General features: G+C 42.6%; 23 protein-coding genes. 22 read left to right on the top strand and 1 reads right to left on the bottom strand.

Translation table 11 applies throughout. The features are described 5' to 3' along the window. The first annotated feature begins 2 nt into the window (after positions 1-2). From B5F53_RS16890 to B5F53_RS16830, 14 genes are all read left to right on the top strand, one after another. A complete protein-coding gene (locus tag B5F53_RS16890) occupies positions 3-881 on the top strand; it encodes a type II secretion system F family protein (protein WP_087225921.1) in 879 nt (292 codons plus the stop codon). A 1-nt stretch (position 882) separates the two neighbouring features. Next, positions 883-1,734 (top strand): type II secretion system F family protein, encoded by an 852-nt coding sequence (locus B5F53_RS16885; RefSeq protein ID WP_087225917.1) that lies wholly within the window; start codon positions 883-885, stop codon positions 1,732-1,734. A gap of 64 nt (positions 1,735-1,798) precedes the next feature. Further along, positions 1,799-2,002 (top strand): Flp family type IVb pilin, encoded by a 204-nt coding sequence (locus tag B5F53_RS16880; RefSeq protein ID WP_087225912.1) that lies wholly within the window; start codon positions 1,799-1,801, stop codon positions 2,000-2,002. 2 nt (positions 2,003-2,004) lie between these two features. After that, entirely contained in the window at positions 2,005-2,484 is a 480-nt protein-coding gene (locus B5F53_RS16875; RefSeq protein ID WP_087225910.1) for a prepilin peptidase, read from the top strand. After that, on the top strand, positions 2,469-2,894 hold the full coding sequence (locus B5F53_RS16870) for a TadE/TadG family type IV pilus assembly protein (protein WP_087225907.1): 426 nt from the start codon (positions 2,469-2,471) through the stop codon (positions 2,892-2,894). Before B5F53_RS16875 ends, B5F53_RS16870 begins: the two co-directional genes overlap by 16 nt. A 20-nt stretch (positions 2,895-2,914) precedes the next feature. Beyond that, complete coding sequence (locus tag B5F53_RS16865; protein WP_087225903.1) at positions 2,915-3,325, top strand: hypothetical protein; 411 nt, start codon at positions 2,915-2,917, stop codon at positions 3,323-3,325. Between the two features lie 141 nt (positions 3,326-3,466). Then, entirely contained in the window at positions 3,467-4,741 is a 1,275-nt protein-coding gene (locus B5F53_RS16860) for a hypothetical protein (protein ID WP_140398269.1), read from the top strand. Next, positions 4,738-5,322 (top strand): hypothetical protein, encoded by a 585-nt coding sequence (locus B5F53_RS16855; protein ID WP_087225894.1) that lies wholly within the window; start codon positions 4,738-4,740, stop codon positions 5,320-5,322. Before B5F53_RS16860 ends, B5F53_RS16855 begins: the two co-directional genes overlap by 4 nt. Positions 5,323-5,444: 122 nt before the next feature. Next, complete coding sequence (locus B5F53_RS16850) at positions 5,445-5,762, top strand: hypothetical protein (protein ID WP_087225891.1); 318 nt, start codon at positions 5,445-5,447, stop codon at positions 5,760-5,762. A 44-nt stretch (positions 5,763-5,806) separates the two neighbouring features. Then, positions 5,807-6,469, top strand: a complete 663-nt coding sequence (locus B5F53_RS16845; protein WP_087225888.1) for a hypothetical protein — start codon at positions 5,807-5,809, stop codon at positions 6,467-6,469. Between the two features lie 13 nt (positions 6,470-6,482). Continuing rightward, positions 6,483-7,385, top strand: a complete 903-nt coding sequence (locus tag B5F53_RS16840) for a 3'-5' exonuclease (RefSeq protein ID WP_087225885.1) — start codon at positions 6,483-6,485, stop codon at positions 7,383-7,385. A 114-nt stretch (positions 7,386-7,499) separates the two neighbouring features. After that, on the top strand, positions 7,500-7,937 hold the full coding sequence (locus B5F53_RS16835; protein WP_162610640.1) for a prepilin peptidase: 438 nt from the start codon (positions 7,500-7,502) through the stop codon (positions 7,935-7,937). Between the two features lie 14 nt (positions 7,938-7,951). Next, positions 7,952-8,284: a hypothetical protein gene (locus B5F53_RS19695; RefSeq protein WP_140398267.1), complete on the top strand. Its 333-nt coding sequence runs from the start codon at positions 7,952-7,954 to the stop codon at positions 8,282-8,284. 22 nt (positions 8,285-8,306) lie between these two features. Continuing rightward, entirely contained in the window at positions 8,307-9,140 is an 834-nt protein-coding gene (locus tag B5F53_RS16830) for an NYN domain-containing protein (RefSeq protein ID WP_087225879.1), read from the top strand. A gap of 58 nt (positions 9,141-9,198) precedes the next feature. On the opposite strand, the gene B5F53_RS16825 is transcribed toward B5F53_RS16830, so the two are convergent. Then, positions 9,199-10,164 (bottom strand): hypothetical protein, encoded by a 966-nt coding sequence (locus tag B5F53_RS16825; protein WP_087225876.1) that lies wholly within the window; start codon positions 10,162-10,164, stop codon positions 9,199-9,201. A 149-nt stretch (positions 10,165-10,313) separates the two neighbouring features. Between B5F53_RS16825 and B5F53_RS16820 the strand changes: the two genes are divergently transcribed. From B5F53_RS16820 to B5F53_RS16785, 8 genes are all read left to right on the top strand, one after another. Continuing rightward, entirely contained in the window at positions 10,314-13,331 is a 3,018-nt protein-coding gene (locus B5F53_RS16820) for a hypothetical protein (protein WP_087225874.1), read from the top strand. A 153-nt stretch (positions 13,332-13,484) separates the two neighbouring features. After that, complete coding sequence (locus B5F53_RS16815) at positions 13,485-15,293, top strand: ATP-binding protein (protein ID WP_162610639.1); 1,809 nt, start codon at positions 13,485-13,487, stop codon at positions 15,291-15,293. Between the two features lie 120 nt (positions 15,294-15,413). Continuing rightward, positions 15,414-16,097: a hypothetical protein gene (locus B5F53_RS16810; protein ID WP_087225870.1), complete on the top strand. Its 684-nt coding sequence runs from the start codon at positions 15,414-15,416 to the stop codon at positions 16,095-16,097. Positions 16,098-16,233: 136 nt separating this feature from the next. Continuing rightward, positions 16,234-16,518 (top strand): hypothetical protein, encoded by a 285-nt coding sequence (locus tag B5F53_RS16805; RefSeq protein WP_087225867.1) that lies wholly within the window; start codon positions 16,234-16,236, stop codon positions 16,516-16,518. A gap of 29 nt (positions 16,519-16,547) precedes the next feature. Beyond that, positions 16,548-17,060 carry a hypothetical protein gene (locus B5F53_RS16800; RefSeq protein WP_140398266.1) on the top strand — a complete coding sequence of 171 codons (513 nt, stop codon included), beginning with the start codon at positions 16,548-16,550 and terminating at the stop codon, positions 17,058-17,060. Between the two features lie 74 nt (positions 17,061-17,134). Beyond that, on the top strand, positions 17,135-17,677 hold the full coding sequence (locus tag B5F53_RS16795; RefSeq protein WP_087225863.1) for a hypothetical protein: 543 nt from the start codon (positions 17,135-17,137) through the stop codon (positions 17,675-17,677). Then, positions 17,668-18,438, top strand: a complete 771-nt coding sequence (locus B5F53_RS16790; RefSeq protein WP_162610638.1) for a DUF2786 domain-containing protein — start codon at positions 17,668-17,670, stop codon at positions 18,436-18,438. The genes B5F53_RS16795 and B5F53_RS16790 overlap by 10 nt, the downstream gene beginning before the upstream one ends. Further along, positions 18,435-18,650, top strand: coding sequence for a hypothetical protein (locus B5F53_RS16785; protein ID WP_087225856.1), 216 nt, complete (start codon positions 18,435-18,437; stop codon positions 18,648-18,650). The genes B5F53_RS16790 and B5F53_RS16785 overlap by 4 nt, the downstream gene beginning before the upstream one ends. Positions 18,651-18,782: the final 132 nt, after the last annotated feature.

The following is an 18,782-nucleotide window of genomic DNA, read 5'->3' as shown; positions in this document are numbered from 1 at the left end:
CTATGAGGCTTAGTTTATTGGTCGTGCCGGTCTACGGGGCTATATTTTGTTTTGCAGCAGCCATGATTATGCACATAAAATCGCAGAGAAGTCTGCCGAAGCGCCAAAAACCAGATAGAGAAAGAAGGCAGTTTTTAGAAGCGCATCTAAAAAGCTATGGAACCCCCTTTACAGTCAAAACATATTTTGCACTTGGCTTGTTGGGATATACGGGAATGATGCTGGCACTCTATCTGTTTGTCAAATCGGCAGGGATTGCATTCGGTCTTGGTGTGATCGGGCTGGTATTGCCGGAGTTGGCGTTAAGGCTGCAAAGCGAGCGAAAACGGAAACAGTTTGAGAACCGCTATGCGCAGGCATTACAGCAGATGGCAGCCTCTCTTAGATCCGGTCTCACAATACAGCAATCTGTGTCGGATATTTGTAAAAGCCCTTTTATCCATAACACAATCAAAGAGAGCTTCCGGCAGATTGATGCGGACCTGACAGTTGGACTTGGTGTAAAAGAGGCATTTATGAGAGCGGCAGACACGCTTCAAAGTGAGGATGCTATGGATGTAGCGCTTTCTCTGACACTGCAAAACACACTGGGAGGAAGTGAGGCAAAGGTTGTGGAAACAGTAGCGCGTAATATCAGCAGCAGAATCTTGCTCAGGAGGGAAATAAAAAGTCTGTTTGCAGATACCAATATCACAATATGGACGATGGATGTCATGCCGCTGTTGATCATAGCAGGGTTATTTGCCGGCTCACCGCAATATATCGAAACCTTTTTTCAGACGCCGACAATGACAGCTGTATTTGCCGGTATTCTGGCGTTTACGATGGTCGGATCGGTTGTAATACGAAAAGTAGTCAGGCGTGGAACAGGAGGGCTTTAGGATGTGGGTAGTAGCAAGTGTCGGGGCTTCCGTATTTCTTTTTACAATTGCATTTCTGGGAAATGCGTCAAGAAAAATGGGGCGACAGACAGATGAAGAGTGGATTTTCAGTAATTTCTATGAAAAAATCTATGACGCTTTTTTCCTGAAGAAAGATCCCAGGGAAATAGCGAGAAAATTGGGAATGTCCCAGGACAAATATATCAAAAACTGCCGGGTTCTGAGAATTGATCCGAGATGGAGAAGAGAAGCAGGAATGAGGATGACCGGTATTATGGCTTTCGGTCTGTCGCTCTGTTTTGCGGTGTTTTTTAGGAACATTGTGGTTGCTGTCATCGGTGTAGGAATCTTTTTCTGTATGGGTCCGTACCAGGAGCAACAGATTGGTGGCAGAGCCAAAGAAAAAAGGAAACGTATGGCAAATGAATTACCCAGATTTATTGATCTGTTTGCAACTGCTGCTCAGATTGGTATTCCAGTGGAATCTGCAATTAAAACTACTGCGAAAGAAATCCCCTGTATAGTCTCTGAAGAGCTGTTAATGGTAATGGCTGAAACGGAAATCGGGGCAAAAAGCTGGCAGAGGGCGTTGGAAGAAGTCGCTCTTCGTTACGATGTTGGTGTTTTTTCAGATTTTGTTCTGGCTCTGGTAGCAGGATATGAGAAGGGAATCCCGATTTCTGAAATCGTTGGACGTAAGTCCATGGAAATCAAGCAGTCCAATCTATTGGAGGCAAAAGAGCGGGCTGCAAAATTATCAAATACAGTTTTGCTGCCGGTAATGGTTTTCAAAATCCTGCCTTTACTGATTATCATGCTGATTCCCATTATGATGCAGATTAATTCAATGTGATTTCAATATCTTTCATATTTAAAATGTCAAAAACAATCAATGATTTTGAAAGGAGGAACATGCTATGGCATATTGGAAACGTTTTTTGTTTGACGAAGAAGGTGCAGAACTGATCCAGTTTGCGCTGGTCATCGCCATTGTTGCGGTATTGGCTATTGCGATCCAGGGAGTTGTAAGCTCAGCGGAGGGAAAGGTTAATGACGCAAAGAACTTAATCGATGGTATTAACATCGGAGGTAGTGGCAGCGGCGGATCAATGACTCCGTAAATATGGATGGCATTACGGCAGTTACAGCGATTGTGACAGGTGCAATTGCTGCAACTTGCGACTGGAGAACAGGCAGAGTGCCAAACCTGCTTACTTTACCAGTGATAACCTTGGGGATATTATATACGTTTTACCATCAAGGTATGGAAGCGGGGATTATGAGATGCATACTGCTCTTTCTTGTCAGCCTGTTAGGAATGGCAGCGCTTATGGGCATGGGAGATCTCAAGCTTATTATGGCGTTTCTCGCAGTTGGGGGTATGGAATTTATGATTTATACTGTGGCGATTGCGTCCGTCCTTCTTTTGCTGATTGAGTTTGCTATTCATAAAAGGGATACTCTGACAGATATGAGAGCAGGGATTTGGTCTTTAATGACGATGGATTTTGATCAAACTCTGGGAACTGGCCGAAAAGTAAAATTTGCACCCTATTTGTTACTCGGTGCAATTGGAGGTGTTGTGATATGCGTGCTGTTTTGAAAAATATAAATTGGCGCAAAGGTGGAGGCGAGCTTCTGGGATTTGCCATGGTACTGCCTGCAATCATGTTGGTATTTGGTGCGATTATCATGGCCGCGCAGCTTGGCCTGGCAAGACAGTCTATTGAGTATACTACATATTCAGCCGCAAGAGCAGCGGTTATCTGCGAAAGTCAAAGTCAGGCACAGCAGGCTGCGGAACTGCTGGTAGAGGATATGGCGCAGGACATTCCGGGAGTGGAACCAGGCTCTGTTTCCGTAAATATCAGAAACTATATGGGGTCAATATGGCAGAAAGGGGGATTGATCAAGTGTACGGTAGAAGCAAAGGTCAATACGATTTCCCCTTGGTCGAACTCAACGGTTGCCGCAGATATCACAATGATGATTGAAAGACCGGCAGTCCCATAGACGAAAGAGGAGGGTGGACAGTGAGAAAGATACAGTGGAAGAAAGGAAACGGTTCCATGCTCTTAGGAGCATTGATCTGCGCATTAGGAATATTCCTGATGGCAGGCGTGGCGGAATCAATTAACCTGTTCCAAGCCTCGGTATATGCGCAGACCAGGGCAGATTTGATTGCTGATGGAAGTGCAGCGTACGGTATGAGCTACGACAATACATTGGATGAGGGCAAGGTGTCACTGATGAGCAGTTTGTTGTTGGCTTCCAGTGCAGACTTCGATAATCCCATTTCTATGAGGCTCAATCATCAGGCAATCGCAGATAATAAAGTCCATGTACAAGTTACAACAGAAAGAGAATTTTGGTTTCCGCGCTCAGGGCAGGAATCTACGTTTCAGGTTACAAAAGAGGCAGTAACACAGGTGATTAGTCCATAAAACAGAAGCAGCGGTCATGGAGATATGGTGATCGCTGCTCTTTTGTATGAATCAAAAATAAGAGCAGTTTCTTTCATATTTAATTTTGTAAGGATGAAAAAGAAGGCAGGAGTTTTAGGGTTAAAGGTGAAAGGAGACAGGATGGATATATGCGACACATTTTTGAAAAGAGGAAAAGAACTGAATGCATTTACACAGCTTGTTGAGGAACTGGCAGAGCATACATATGTAATAGACATGGAAACGGATCAGATTGAACTTTTGCCAGTTCTGGATGTAAAACAGCTGAAAAAGACGTTTTCTTCATCCGGTAAAAACGGAATATCTGGAATGGAGGAGTCAGGTTTTCCAAAGGGCAAAGTTATTTATATGGGGACGATCAGAGATTACTTTTCAAGGAGCCTTCCCACATTGCAGACTCTTTCTCTGGAGGAGATTCAAGGGAAGGGAGGAAGTGAAGAGATTTTTTTGGAGGCGCAGAATCAAAGCCGGCTTTTTATCCGCTACAATGGACAGATGTATTTTACGTCGCCCCGTCTTCCGGAATCGCTTTGTGCCAGAGCAAAGATGTATGGAGATGCAGTTTTCGATCAATCCGTAGAATGGGCGACTTTTGTTATGCACAGGCTGCACAGCGCCCCTCAATCGGTAAAGGCCCTGATTCGGGAACTGCCTCAGAGTGGTATCCGAAAAATCGTGATGATGGGGTCTGCACATTACAAATATATACCGCAGTCCTTTTTTAGGAATACAATTCATATGCTGGAAAAATTAGTTGGTGAACCGCCATGCAGCCGGAGCTGGCAGGTAGACGCTTTTGTAAGTACAGTCTATTTAGAATTTCCGGAGCTGGGACAACGGCTTAGGGAACGGTATCAGATTTGTGAGGAGCTGATTCCGGGGATACGATTGTCAACATCGGATACGTATGATGCCAGTCTATCGGCAAGACCGACATGGAGACTTGAAAACGCTGTTGCGGAGGGTGAAGGTGTTCTCATAAAACACGATGGGAAAGCTTCTGTAAATTCATTACATATAGGGATTAAAACAGAGATTATGGAGCAGTACCCGGTATTCCTTGAGCGTATGAAACACTTTCAAGAAGTGAATGTGATAAATCCAGAATCTGTTTTGTCTCATCTGTTCAGCCAACTGAAGATTATGAAGGCTATAGGAAAGAAACGCACCATCCGTCTTTTGCCGGAAACAGCGGCCCAGATTCAAAATAGTTACAGTGCATATGATTTGATTTTGAATCTGATGAAACTGACGGAGGACTGTACACTGCCGGAGTCACCGGCTCAAAAATTAAAGCGTGCAGTTTATGATGCTGTGTTTTTGGAAGACAAACATTACCAAAGAAAAACAGGCGGGGCAAACCCGCCTGCTTTAAAACAAGGAGGACAGTTATGAAAAAATGTATTATATTCGGGGGAATCCTGTTTTTATTAGTTATAGCAGCGATGGCAGCATATAGTTATCTTGCAGTACCGGAGTATGCGCGCAGTCATCCCGAAAACAGTGAGACACAGATGATTCAGGGATATGATGAGAGGGTAAAAGCAGCTCTGGAAGAGGGAAAAAATTATATCATGGAAGAAAGCGGTCTTGATATTCCATTTTCAACAGATTTACTGCGAACAGTGGAACAGTATTTCTCAACAGATTTAGAGTTTCTGGGAGCAGGACTTTATCGCGGAATGTATGTAGAGACGATCGGACTGGAATTACTTTTAAATCCTGCTGGAAATGTAGGATGTATTCAATTGAGTATAACTGAGCAAGCCGCGGAGTCAGAAATAAAAGAAGCTGTCATAGATTTTGCAGGCTTTATCAATAAAAATCTGGAAGCCAAAGAAAAAGAACTTGTTGCAGAAGAGGCGCTGCCACATCTGCAGGACCTTAAGTCAAAAGAAGAGTATCTCTATTATGGGCATGATACAGGATTTAAGGGGAAGGTGGAGGACAATCAGTTGTTTGTCTGTACCCCATGATTTACAAAGCAATCGGTAGTCAGAATCCATTGACTATCGGTTGTTTTTGCTTTTTAGAGGAGCGGAGTTTCTTCATATTAAATATGTGAAATATACACTGATGGAAGGAGGCCAATAAAGAAATGGGAAAAGGCAATAGAGTAGTATATGTTTTAGTATCCTGTGAGAAAGACAAGCATGGAGAATCAATATGGTGTGAAGGAGTGTATAGATCGGCGGAAGGTGCCCGTAAAGAAATGGAAACTCAATATACACAGAAGTTAGAAAAATTAGCTTCTGAGGTGGGTATGGAGCGTATTCCGGCAGAAAACTATGGGATCTGGCAGGAAAAAGCCAATATCTATGTCGATGGATTTCATACAGACAGCTATGTATGGGAAATATTTAAACGTGTTGTACAAGGAAAACGCAGAAGATTCTTCCACTTTGGGGAATCCTGAGAAGTTACCGGGCGGAGCAGAAGAAAGAAACAGGGAGGAAGAGAATGCAGCTATACAGTGAGTTGTTGAACAGAAATATTGATTTTCCGGAAAAGGAGAGCTCGCCTCATGAAATCCTGGATCATGTGATTCGATATGAGACAGATGCTGAATTTGATTTTGAACCATTTATTTGTGATAATGCGAGGGTTTCTGTCCGCTGTAGGATCTGGGATAAGACTGGAAGAGAGGTAAGAGGGTTCGGAGAGGCTGCAGAAGCGAATCTACGTAACCCGATTGCAAAAAGCTATCCGATAAAAATGGCGATAAAAAGAGCTTTCGACGATGCGGCAGTTTATTATCTGGGGCTTCCGGCAAAAGACTATAAACTTTTGTTTGAGATGGAAGAGCAGCAGAGCAATAAACCGACAGACGAAAAAATTGGTGATCCAGCGGAAAAAGTGCGGGAAAAAGCAACACAGCCAGCACAGGAGCAGAGAAAACCAGTCACGAATTATGAAGATGTCATCATTACAATCGGCCGGCAGAAGGGGAAAAATTATACGGTTGCACAGCTGGCGGAGAAGGATATGGATTCTCTTCTGTATATTGCAAACACATTCCCGAGACAGATTAGCCCCATTTCAGGGCCGCGTCAGGAGCAGGTGGATGCATGCCAACGCTGGCTGAAAGAACATAGCCATACGGCAGGCAAAAATGTAGCATAGGAGGAATGCAGAAATGGAGAAAGCAGAAAACAGACAGCCGAGCTTCTTCTATTGGAGGAGTCAGCGCGCTGTGGATGAGGTGCAAAAAAGACTTGCAGAGTGCCAGAACCTTATTCTGTATGATCTGGAGACAACGGGGACTAACCCCCTCTATCACCGCATTATTGAGATAGGGGCTATCTGGCTGAAGAAAAAGGATGGAAAATTCGTTGAAGAGGACCGACTCCATCGTTATATCCGTCTGCCAGAGTGTCTTGAATTCCCGGAGGAGATTGAAAAATTGACGGGCATTTCGAGAGAACAGCTGGATAAAGAGCCTTATGAGGAGGAATGCCTGGAAGATATTCTGTTTTTCTTTGAAGATTTACCGGTATCGGGATACAACAATATGCGTTTTGACGACTTGTTTTTGAAGCAGTGCTTTTACAGGCATGGGATTGAATGGTGCTGTCAGGATTCTTTTGATATACTTTTAATGGCACGTGACTTTGTGCCATCAGAAAGTGTGGAAAATTTCAAACTGGAGACAATTGCAGACTATTTCGGGATAGAGGCAGAGCATTATCATTCCGCTTTTTCAGATGCCGAAGTCACGGCAAAACTCTTAAATTGTATGATGACATGCTATCAGGAGGGGAAGAGAGCAGATTACCACGGGAATTTAAGACCGGATATAGAACGCATTGCATATTGGGGAAAAGAAGGACAGGAAAATGAGACAGATAAACCGGTGAAACGGATTTACATAGCATTAAAAGAAAATCAAACCAAAATATTTTATGATGTGATTAACGGGGTATGGTACACAGAATCCCGTGATATAGATATGGAATGGCTGGAAGAACGCTGCTGGGAAATACTAGGTGTTTCGACGGAGAAAGAATTTCAGGCTTTTCGGGCAACAAAGAAGGTATAACAATCCCTTTTCCCGAACTATAAAGTAAAGGCGGAGGCAGTAGTCCTTCGCTTTTACATTTTGGGTTCAATATCTTTCATATTTATGAGAGATAGAAGTGAAGGGAGGTGCATTGTGGTGGAGAATATCATATCGTATGTGATCACACTCCTTCTTGTCGGAATTATGATCTATAGTGCGATCCTTGATTTTAGGAAAAGAGAAATACCGATTGAACTTTTCTTATTATTGTTCGTACCTGCAAGTATCACAGGGATTATTCTAAATTCTGGCCCGACCTGGGGTGAGGCCTGTTTCTCGGCATGTTTTGTCGGCGGATGCTATCTGATCATTGCCCGCTATTTCGGCGGTGGTGGAGGCGACGTTATTATGATGGCGTCATTGTCTCTATGGCTGGGATATCAAATCGGTGTGGTGATTTTTGTGGCAAATATGTTATTGATCCTATATCGTCTATTAGAAAAGATGTGGGAGAAAGAGGCGGCAGAGATTGCATATGCTCCGTTCGTTCTGACCGGAGTCATAATCGAGAGAATTCTATATTTTTTGTAGCGAGGAGTGAGAGAGTGAAGTATATTATAAGAGACTCATGGAAGCTTCTCCATCTTTTTTGTGGAGAGCATGGGACGCCGTGTGAACTAAAATTGGAGAGAAGTTCAAGAGGAATCGTCTATTCGTGCCCTTATAGAGGAGAGAACACTTCATGCAATACAAGGATTACCATGGAAGAATATGAGGCAATCCTTACACAGCTCTCCGATATGATCGTACAGGCTGATATGAACGGAGAGATTCTTGATATTACAAATACGACGTGGAAATTGAAAAAAAGAATAACTTGCAAAGTACTGGCTTACGGGCCTGATAAAATTAATGTTTTGGTAAATTGCAGACATTAAATGAGAGAAAGAAAGGGAAACTATGAGTTGGTTTAATCGGATTGGGAAGCGGAAAAAGCAGAGTGAGACAATAACAGACCAGGAGGCAGTGGCATTTGTAAATTTTGATTACTGGAATTATTCCCTTCAGAAGCTGTGTCGCCTGAAACCAGATATTAATGAATGGAAGAAATCTATAGACGAAAACCTGCATATTAAAAAGATTTATTTTTTTGTTGATTTTTCAGTGGACCGTATTCAGCTTGACAAGGAGCATATTTATGAAATAGCGGATGAAGTGGTTGATACGCAGGACGCGGCATTTTTTCATAAAAGAAACATGACCGATGTTATTATGATGAACCGGATCTATCAGTTTTTTATAGAATTTCCGGAAATTAAAAATTATATTATTTTTGCAGGTAGCGGACAGTTTCAGTTTCCGGTCGAGTATTTGCGATATCGGTGTAATAAACGGGTGATTTTATATGGAGTAAAAGACGCCATCAGTACATGGCTGAAAGGTGCTGCCACTGAAATTATTGAGATTCCGGCTCAAAAAGAGGCAGTGACAAAGATTTATGACTTGATCATAGAAGATTTATCTTATGTATCAGATAAAAAATACATTGTTCCTACATTCAGAGGAACAGTGAAGGCGGTTGCCAGTCAATATGAAGTTCCGGAGAATCTTGTGCACGCAGCAATGGCAGAGATGATAAAAAAAGGCCTCATATATAAGGTTGAGCAAAGGATGAGAACAGGAAAAACAATAAACGCCATAAAAGCAAACTGGAAAGCTCTGGAACGGGCAGGAATGTGGCCGCTAAAGGAAACGGTAAAAGAAGAAGCAGATAATCGAAACATGAATAGTTGAAATAAATGATAACCTAACAGGTCGGCAGGATCAGAAGTTCCTGCCGACTTAATTTGTGTTAAAAACATCGGAAATATTGAATGCAATCCATGAAATTATCATAATCATCGCTTCCTGCCGAATAAGGGGTGTTCAACAAGAATTCATAAAGGAATCCATTCTTTAAGTACATAATGTGATAGAACAACGTCTTTTCTCCGGCTTGAGAATTGTAAACAGCCTCGGCAGTCACCTGTTCATCTGCGGCTCCATAGCTTTTTAACATGAGTCCCGGATAGAGCTGAGAGACTTTTTCTGCGTACTGGATTTGTGTAATTCCTGACAACGACGGAAGATCTGTCTGTGATGCTGTGACAGATAGTTGAGAACCAGTTTGCATGTTCGAGGCATTGAATGATGCTCCAGAGGTTTGTGTGGTCCACCCTGAAGGAATGGCGAATTCAAAATTTCCATAGACCGAGTATACCAGAAACAGGTTTTCCGGGATTGAGCGTACTTTATCCCAGTGGAAAGATTCAAAAATGTAAAGTGCGAGTTCTTCGTAAGAACTGGGATCTTCGTAAGATAGAATCAAACGATATTCTGAGTCCAGATCCCACATGACATATTCCCAGGTATAAATAGTTCCTTCCTGATAGGAAAGCAAAAAAGAGCTGGTTGTCAACTTCTCAAAGTAAATAAATGTCAATCCAGACGCCGCAAGTTCTTGTTGGACAGAGCTTTCCGTAGCATTATTGATCTGAGCATTGTATGTGGACTCTTGTAACATCAGGTATGATCCATCCGAGGATAGGAAGGTAACATTTCCGCTTTTCAGGATCTGACGCCATGAGGCAGGATAGGGAAATGACAGGGAGTCTGTTTCATAAATGGACATTTCGGGGATTGAGGATTTGTTTTCGTCCGCAGTGTCCTTTGGGGTATCAATATAGGCCGGTAAGGGGCGATTTATGTATGAGGCAATCGAACACAACAGCAGCACAATAACCGCAGTGACAATCAACCAGTTCTTCTCAGATTTCATTGTAGTCCTCCTTCTTGATATGTTTTGCCGAGATACGGCAGGTACTAATATAAATATGAAGGATGTTAGCCACGTTAATTTCAAAGACTGTGTAGTTGAGATTAGAAACAAGTCAATATCTGACATATTAGAAGGGAGGAGGTGAAGAGATGATCGATTTAAAACAGATCAGAGAACTGGATCTTGAGACAGTTGAACCCGGCCACTTTGTGGAACTGGGAAATGAAGTGGTCCAGGCCTTACGGGCAGAATTAGGAGATGAGGCATTAAAGTCCATTTATGATACGGCCAGGGGAGAAGGACCGGACGGTTTTGGAGAGAGATTTGCAGAAGCGCTGGAGCGCTATACCGATCTGCATGGAGAACTTTTTGACATAACAGAAGCAGCTGCTGGAGAAAGTGATTCCTTACAGGATCAGGGGATAGAAGAGAATATTCAGGAAAGCCTGGAAGATTTGAGGGCTCATTATCAGGAAATGCGGGACACGCATCTGTCGAGAAATATTTTTGTGTCATGGGAGAAACTCAGAGTAGATATCGAGGCCCGCAAGAATGATGAAGTAGGAGCTGACGGCAAATATAAAGTATCAGGAGGAACCATAGCTGTAGATGTATTGGGGATTATCAGAGGCAATATTTTTGAAACACTGCTGGAAGAAGTCCTGCGGGGAATCTTAGATGCGATGTTTCCAGCTGAAAAAGATCCGGTGACGATGGAAGAAGATGTGGACAGCATTGTAGACGAAACACCCGATGTAGGTGCAGACTCTGTCTTTATGGATCAATTTGGTGTACAGGATTCCGGATTTGTAGAGAATTCGGGTGAAATCGATCGTGAAATGGTATCGACAATGCGTTCGGTCAATCCACTGTATGGTCAGCATTTCGGATTCGATATGACGAAAGATGCAATACAGAACGGTTCCATGAAGATATGGAGAGGGGGCTTCTATCAGAATATTGATACTGTGATAAATGGAGAAGTGCGGACGGCGGGTGTTCCGAGAATTAGCATGGTAGAACTGGGGCAAAACCTTTATCATGTTTCTCCGTTTGGCAGAGTATTGAATTCGGAAATACGTAATCCAAAAACAGAAATCCCCATTGGGAATACCATAGCTCGATTGGATATTGCTTCGGGACAGAGGCGGGAAGTATTTGAGGCAAAGGCAGCTGAGCTGGGGTGTACTTTGGAGCAGCTCAAGGAACATTATACAAAAGAGGTAGAAGCGGATTTTGTTGAAAGGACCGAGAAAAAGCTAAGCGACCATGAAATATATCTGAAGGATACGGTTCTTCCGGAACTTGAGCAGTTAATAGACGATTTTGAGAAAGACCATTTTTTCATCGAGAGCCGAGAAGCTGCGATAAAAACGGAATTGGAGTCTCATCTGCAAAATCCTGAAGATGCGGATAAACGCCAGGAATTAGAAGCAAAACTTGAAAAAGTTTCGGAGCTTAAGTCAGCTATTGAAGAAGGGATATCCAAAGCAGAGGACAGAGAAGCTGCCATAAAGGATACAATAGACAAGTATGAGGACTGTAAAGAAGCATTACATGTTCCGGGAGCGGATGTAGAAAGCCGATATATGCTTGTATCGAATATAGAAAAGGATTCCGCGGGGCGTACAGAAGTAGATGAATATGTACCGAAAGATGTTGAAAAGGATATTCAAAATTTTCTGGATACCGAAAGAGATGCTTTTGCTGAAGATATTGAACGATATAATGAGGAACATCCGGACAATCAACTCATAGAGAAAGATGGGAGCTACTACAATCGCTATGGAATATCTGAAACAGGAGACTATGATCCGGAAATGTGCGATGAATCTGAGCGCCCAGAAACAGAGGATGCAGACGAACTAAGGGAATATATCAGTATACATGAGGAAGATGGATTTTCAGAATTCAAAGAGTATCTGCAAGATTATAAATCGGAAGATGTGGAAAGCCCGGAAAATAGAGATGTTGAGTCTGACCGAAAAGCTGAAGAGCAAGACAGCGACAGAGGAGATCCGGCGGAAAAAGAATCCTCCGAAGTTGGAAATGATGAAAGGGAAGCCGGTGACACCTCAAATCATGATATGGAGATAACTGAGGAGTCCGAGGAGCGGAATGAAGATGTAGAACAGAAGAAAAAGAACGAAGAAGGAGGATTTGACGGAGATATACCAGATATTGAGGCGGAAGAAGTGCAGGAAGTGCAGGAAGATCAGGAAATCCCAGACACTGTAGAGGAGCATGAGGAACAAAAGGTTGATCCTACGGAAGCTGCCATTGGTCAGGACGAGATAAGTAAAAGCGGTGGGGAAGAAGAAAAAGCCGATGATGAGGACGAGGAGGGAACAGAGCGCAAAGAAGAGGATGTCTATGATGATATCATTGACGGATTCCGTGAATATCTTGATAATGATACCTATTCATTCGGTGGAGATCTGGTAGACAAAGTTCAGGATGTTGATGTTCAGGTGGTAGACCGACTGATGAGTACTGCGCTTAGCGAGCTGTATATGGAAACAGATATGTCGGATAACGCCAGACTTTTCTCATTGACGGCGGAGGTGGCAGCATATTCTGAAAATGGGATCATGCCTTCTATAGAAAATCTGGTTGAGGGCTTGCGGGAAAATGGAATGACAGACAGTGATATCGCAATGACGCTGGAAGATATGGAGCCTTATATCATTAGAGGAATGGACGAATTGGTTACGATGTCCGCAGATGATGTTGAACAGAGGACGATCCGTATTGGAGATGATATCTGGACTGTCACCAATGACTCCATTGTAAATGATGTGACCGGGCAGGAAGAAGATCCAAATGATCTGGTTGATTTGATTGTGAAATCTGTCAATGATATCTATGGCGATGGCGTAGGAGATGTGGCAGCAGAGCAGGCAGTCAGCCAATTGGATGAAAGTACTGGAAAGGGAATTGATTTTCTTGACGTGTTCTTTAACAGCAGTCTGGAAAGCACCCTGCAGGATATGATGGAGAAGTTAATACCGGATGGATTGCCAGATACTTTTGAGGGAGTGGTTGAGTCGGATCAGTCCATTGAAAGCATGACGGAAACAGAACAGCCGGAGTGGAGTGAAATACCTGAAATAGAAGACTGGGATACGATGGAAGATATAGATGGTGTAGGAATTGAAGATTTGTAGTCATACGCAGGGTATGATTTTTGCATACAAATAGTCTGTCATAGTTTTACATAGTGTGAACTTTTAAAGCAGCTCTGGGAAGGGCTGTTTTTCAATTCGCTGATTTACAGGCATATTTATAATGTAAAAGAGATGACGAAAGGAGCAGACAGGATGAAAATCGGGCATATTAGGATTACAGATTTCAAAGGTGTGAGGAAATTTCAGATGACTCCGGCTAAGGTAAATATCCTTGTAGGGGCAAACGGGACTGGAAAGTCAAGTGTTTTGCAGGCAATACGATACGGAATTACCGGGAATGCCCCGTCAGAACCTATAGCAGGCGGATGTGACAAAGGAGTGGTAGAACTTCAGTTTCCGGATATCGGAACTCTTACAAGGACAGTATCGTCAGGAAGAAATGAGGTGAGGTTAAACGGAAAAGTAACTACACAGAAAAGTATCAGTGAGCTTTTAGAGAAGAGAACCGGAACCTCTTCTACCACTGCAGAATTGATGACATCAGCAGAGGCTCTGTCCAATTTAAGCAGCGGGGAATTATCGGCATATCTGATGGAAAACAACCTGTTGGCTGTAAAAGTGAAATGGGAAATGTTGCTTAGTTTTTGTAACATGACATCAGCTGGTGAGGCATTGCTCAAAAAGCTGCTCCCCGGTGCTGAGATCAATCTGGGGGATATTGATCAGATTTGGAACCAAAGCAAACGTCAGAGAAGGATACTGAAACAGGAAATACAGGAAACATCCATGCGGATGGGAACAAAGACGATTCCTATTGAAGAGTCAGCAGAACAGGTTGAGGATAGCATGAAGCAGCTGCTGGAAGAACAGGGGGAACTGCAGGCCGGGGTAAAGTCTTATGAAGCAGCTAAACGGGAGAGAGAAAGAGTACAGAGGGAAATACGCGAGAAAGAAGCAAAACTGGGTGATGATCTTGAAAAACCAGACGAGAATATGATACGTCAGGCTGAAAATGAGATCAGGAGGCTTGATCAAGAAATCATCAATCTGCAAGGGGTAGTCACGACGATAAAGACCAACGGAAATAATATGTATAAGATTCTGAATGGGCTTTCGTCTGACACTTGTCCTATTTCGCCAAAGCTGAAGTGCTCTACTGACAAAACTTCTATTAAAGCCGAACTGCAGACGGAAATAGATAATCTTATGAGGGAATATACGAAACAAAAGGAACGGGTAACTGAACTGGACAGGCAGAAGAATGAATGGTATCAGACGAAGAACAGATTGGAATCCCAGATGAGGAACTATCAGGTAAGAAAGTCGCTGGAAGAACAGATTGCATACCTGCGGGAACATATGCCGGAAGAGCGGAAAATGCCCTCGGCAGAAAGAATAAAAGAGATTGCAATCCAGATAGAGGAAATGAATAAGAAGAGGGCAGCTATTATCCAGAACATGACAGTGGAAGAACATAAGTTAATCGTTGAAGAAAAGAAAAATCAACTGAATGCTTATGAGGAACTCGTCCGTGAACTGGATCCGCGAAAAGGAATCCGGCAGAAGATTCTGGAGAGAAGCCTGAAACCTCTTGAGGATTATTTTAATCTGAGTGTGAGAAAAATTCTCCCTAAATACAAGGTTCGTTTAGACTGCAGCGATGGGTTCAGAATTGAGCTCCTTGACGGAGATAAGGTGTATGATGCATCAAAGTCAGCTTCCAGTGGAGAAAGAGCGCGGATCTGGTTTGTTCTTATGGATTTGATTAACGCATTATCCTCTTACAGAATATTAGTATTTGATAATACAGATGGAATGGATGCGGATGCTTTAATCAGTTTCTTGGATATGCTGAGCTCTCCGGATTTACAGCAGCGGTACGATCATATTTTTGTTTCTGTCATAAATTACAAAGAAGTGATCGAATATCTGACGCAGAAAAAAGAGTTTTCTGTTATCCAGATTGCCTCGGATCAGTTAAAGGAAGCTGCGGCGGCGTGAAATAGGAACAATGGAGCTTTCAATATAGTAGTTTTTAGGAGCTGCAATATCTTTCATCTTTATTATGAAAGGCAGGGACCGATAAGGAGCTGCCTAAATAATTAAGAGGAGGATCAAGATATGAGCAACTCAATGGAAAACTCAGTTTCGTATCGGAAGGCACTGATCAATGAGAACAGCGTGCAGATGACGGGGACAGTCATCCACCTGTTCCACGTGCCGGGAACGGAGACAGTGGTAATGTCATTAGCTACCTCCGCAGGAGGGAGCCGTAGTAATTACCCGAAAATAACGTGGTATGGAGATCTGGCTCAGGAAGTGCTGGCCTCGATTTCAGAGAAAGACAGGGTATCACTGCTCGGTACCGTGCAGACAAAGAGGTATGACCGAACCGGAGGAAAAACTATTTATCGGCAAAGTTTTGTCGGTGCAGGAATAACTCGTGCATTAAAGAAAATAGAATCCCGGTTTGGTCTGGAAGAAGCCAGAGGCGAGTATGTAGATGACGAGAATGAAATACGACTGGCCGGCACAGCATTTCACATTTTTAAGGTGCCGGACAAAGATATTGTTATTCTGACGGTCAGGACATACACCAATGGACATGTTAATATGCCGAAAGTTACCCTGTTTGGAAGAAACGCTCAGTACGTCCTTGAAAACATCCAGGAGAACGACCCGATCTGCGTTATCGGATATGCGTATACAAACAGAGTAGAAAAGGCAGACGGTACGCCTGAATACTATGAAGGAATTACCTGTACCAGCATTTCACCGGCGCCCACTTTAGACGAAGAGGGTTAAATGTCGAATTTATCGCCGTATCCAGTGCAAAATGTGGATACGGCGGTATTTTTATGTTATGGCTGTCATTCAGAAGCGGCAGATCCAGACATATTAAACACGAACAGAAGTGAAGAAAGGAGAGACGTGAATCAATATGATATCAAAAGAGATGCTTCAAAGAGGCTATGATAACGGCGTTGTCAAGCTGATTTCGAGTCCGAATGAGGATGGCGTGGTCTGCAGTATTGGAGGGAATTGGTTCTATTTTGATGGAACTATGGCAGAGGATGCCACACCGGAGTCATATGCGAAGATGATTCCAAAGCAAATGATTTTGGCAGAAATATTTGCTGTCTTACAGGACTTTTATAAAGATGGAGAAGAATTACGGGAAGAGTATGACTACTATGAAGCAGTATTGATCGAGCAGGGATGCTGAGGAAAAGATGACTTTTAGGAGGGATAGACATGAAGAGACTATGGGGTAGATTAGGAATGGAAATAATTCTGGATGATGAAGAGTACGCTGCAGTGCTGAGTGAAAATGAAAATTCACAACAGATTTTGATATCTGCTATCGAAGCAAAGAGAGCAGTCTTGAATGGGGAAACGTATTTCCCCAATCAGTATGCAGTGAATGATACTGGTTATGACAATCCGGATGATGATCTGAGTTTTACTCTATATGATGAAGATGGTATGGAAAAGATAAAAGCGTCTTTTCTGAAGCGTCCATATAGGAAACATGAAATTGTTGCCAGAGATAATCCGGAAGAAAAGATTGTGGGGATTATTACATTGAGTATATACGACATTATTTGGCATCATCCTATGGATTTCAGAACTCTGATCAATGAGAAAATGACAGAAGATGTACTGCTTTTAAATCTTACATTTCAAATTATTGGATTTCAGAAAGAAGATTTATTCATGTACGTTACAGGCGAGCCGACACTGGGAGATATAAGTGAATCAGAGTAGAGGGAAGAACCCTCAGATCCGATATTTATTGCTCGGATGCCAGCGACAAGTGAAAAAGGGGGACATAGTATTAAATGATATTTGATATGGAAAACTTGGTAAGATTTGTAGATACATCAGGAAATACGCTCTTCTATGCAAAGAATGGTGAACGAATTATTCGTTTTGGAGCAGATGGAAAAGAGGAAGCCCGATTGGTAGTTGAAGGATTTGGTGATGGTTACCACATGAGACTTGGAAGCAATGTATATCACAATATGCAGCTGGCAGAGAATATCAAGCTTCAGGGAGGATATTTGAGACCGGAGCATTATCCGATTGAATTGGAATATTTTGAAAAACGGTATTTTGATCGAGAGGCATATCAAAAACATAGGGCTGCATATTACCTGTTGACAGAAGTCAGCGGGATAGATTACGTCTATCCGGCGATTTCAGTGTCCCTGTTACATCCGGACACAGAGAAAAGAGTGTGCCTCATTGAAAAAGGGACTGAAAGGCAGTTTATGAGTATTCCACAATTAATAGATTGGTTTGAAAAATATGATGTCTCTCAATATGTGAAAGGACAGGTGATGGACTTCATAAAGGCATGGACAACAGAAATATGGCTGTAGAGTTTGGAGGGAAATTAATAATGGCAGGAGATTATAGGGAAAAGATCAGGAAGTTGTTAGCGCTGGCAGAGAGCCCAAATGAACATGAAGCAGAAGCCGCGTTAATTAAAGCACACCAACTTATGGCGGAACACGGATTAAACGTGAGGGACCTGCGTGAATACACCTCTCAAACCGTGAAAAAAATCCTAACGAACATAGGATACACGAAGCGGAGAGATCCTTGGATCGTTCTATTATCAGGAATTTTGGCAACGAATTATTGCTGCAAGGCATATGTCAGCCGGGAAAAGTACAAGGAGACAAAGTACATAGGTTTTATTGGACTGGAGGAAGATCTTAACATCTGTATAATCGTTTTTAAATATGCCGTGGATTGTATTACCTCGGGCGTGAGGCGAGTAAAAAGAGAAAACAAAAGCTATCCGGTTCGAGAAAGACGGGAATTTATGAACGGATATGCATATGGGTATGTACATGGAATTAAGAATGTTCTGAACCGACAGGCAGAAAAAGCAACAGAAACTGATATTTCCAGCGAATTAAATCAGGCTGAGGAGTCGGAGCAGAAAGACAACATTGGACAGAGTACAGAATTATCAGGTGCAACACGGAATAAGAGAAACCAGCCGGCCGTATACGATGTATTTGTAGACAGGGAAAATTATCTACGAGGTTACAAAGATGGCTGTAAATTTGATCCGGATAGGAGATTAGCTGCTGCGGATAGAAATATAATTTTGCAGGAGAAGTTGAAATGAGAATATATGAGCGACTTACACCATTAAATGCACGGGAGAGAAGATCTGCTGAGAAGCACCATACATTGTTGACTACATATATTAAGCGCCATAATCTGGATTTAAGAGAATTTTATGATGTCTGTGTTTTCGGCTACCTGAAAGCAGTAAAGCGTTGGTTTTCAAGATCAGATCTGCATGTTTATAAATTTGCCATAATAGCAAACAAGTAGAGATCAAGGGCTTAGGCGTTACGACAGAAAAGAGCTGGGAGAAGAGGGAGCATCTGGTAGTGTAAAAAACTTTGTGGCTTTGGTAAAAAATGGCTCCTTTTTGGTAAGAATTACAGATATGACAATTCTTAT

Source organism: Blautia sp. An249 (assembly GCF_002159835.1).
Lineage (GTDB): Bacteria > Bacillota > Clostridia > Lachnospirales > Lachnospiraceae > Blautia_A > Blautia_A avistercoris.
The sequence above is the reverse complement of the archived record's forward strand: the minus strand, read 5'-3'. Positions and strand labels throughout refer to the sequence as shown.

Coding starts and splice junctions, on each gene's coding strand:
- B5F53_RS16840 (WP_087225885.1), top strand. CDS start 6,483: ATGGAGAAAGCAGAAAACAGACAGCCGAGCTTCTTCTATTGGAGGAGT.
- B5F53_RS16800 (WP_140398266.1), top strand. CDS start 16,548: ATGAAGAGACTATGGGGTAGATTAGGAATGGAAATAATTCTGGATGAT.
- B5F53_RS16790 (WP_162610638.1), top strand. CDS start 17,668: ATGGCTGTAGAGTTTGGAGGGAAATTAATAATGGCAGGAGATTATAGG.
- B5F53_RS16880 (WP_087225912.1), top strand. CDS start 1,799: ATGGCATATTGGAAACGTTTTTTGTTTGACGAAGAAGGTGCAGAACTG.
- B5F53_RS16785 (WP_087225856.1), top strand. CDS start 18,435: ATGAGAATATATGAGCGACTTACACCATTAAATGCACGGGAGAGAAGA.
- B5F53_RS16850 (WP_087225891.1), top strand. CDS start 5,445: ATGGGAAAAGGCAATAGAGTAGTATATGTTTTAGTATCCTGTGAGAAA.
- B5F53_RS16805 (WP_087225867.1), top strand. CDS start 16,234: ATGATATCAAAAGAGATGCTTCAAAGAGGCTATGATAACGGCGTTGTC.
- B5F53_RS16825 (WP_087225876.1), bottom strand. CDS start 10,164: ATGAAATCTGAGAAGAACTGGTTGATTGTCACTGCGGTTATTGTGCTG.
- B5F53_RS16860 (WP_140398269.1), top strand. CDS start 3,467: ATGGATATATGCGACACATTTTTGAAAAGAGGAAAAGAACTGAATGCA.
- B5F53_RS16795 (WP_087225863.1), top strand. CDS start 17,135: ATGATATTTGATATGGAAAACTTGGTAAGATTTGTAGATACATCAGGA.
- B5F53_RS16855 (WP_087225894.1), top strand. CDS start 4,738: ATGAAAAAATGTATTATATTCGGGGGAATCCTGTTTTTATTAGTTATA.
- B5F53_RS16890 (WP_087225921.1), top strand. CDS start 3: ATGAGGCTTAGTTTATTGGTCGTGCCGGTCTACGGGGCTATATTTTGT.
- B5F53_RS16820 (WP_087225874.1), top strand. CDS start 10,314: ATGATCGATTTAAAACAGATCAGAGAACTGGATCTTGAGACAGTTGAA.
- B5F53_RS16815 (WP_162610639.1), top strand. CDS start 13,485: ATGAAAATCGGGCATATTAGGATTACAGATTTCAAAGGTGTGAGGAAA.
- B5F53_RS16810 (WP_087225870.1), top strand. CDS start 15,414: ATGAGCAACTCAATGGAAAACTCAGTTTCGTATCGGAAGGCACTGATC.
- B5F53_RS16870 (WP_087225907.1), top strand. CDS start 2,469: ATGCGTGCTGTTTTGAAAAATATAAATTGGCGCAAAGGTGGAGGCGAG.
- B5F53_RS16830 (WP_087225879.1), top strand. CDS start 8,307: ATGAGTTGGTTTAATCGGATTGGGAAGCGGAAAAAGCAGAGTGAGACA.
- B5F53_RS16845 (WP_087225888.1), top strand. CDS start 5,807: ATGCAGCTATACAGTGAGTTGTTGAACAGAAATATTGATTTTCCGGAA.
- B5F53_RS16885 (WP_087225917.1), top strand. CDS start 883: ATGTGGGTAGTAGCAAGTGTCGGGGCTTCCGTATTTCTTTTTACAATT.
- B5F53_RS16875 (WP_087225910.1), top strand. CDS start 2,005: ATGGATGGCATTACGGCAGTTACAGCGATTGTGACAGGTGCAATTGCT.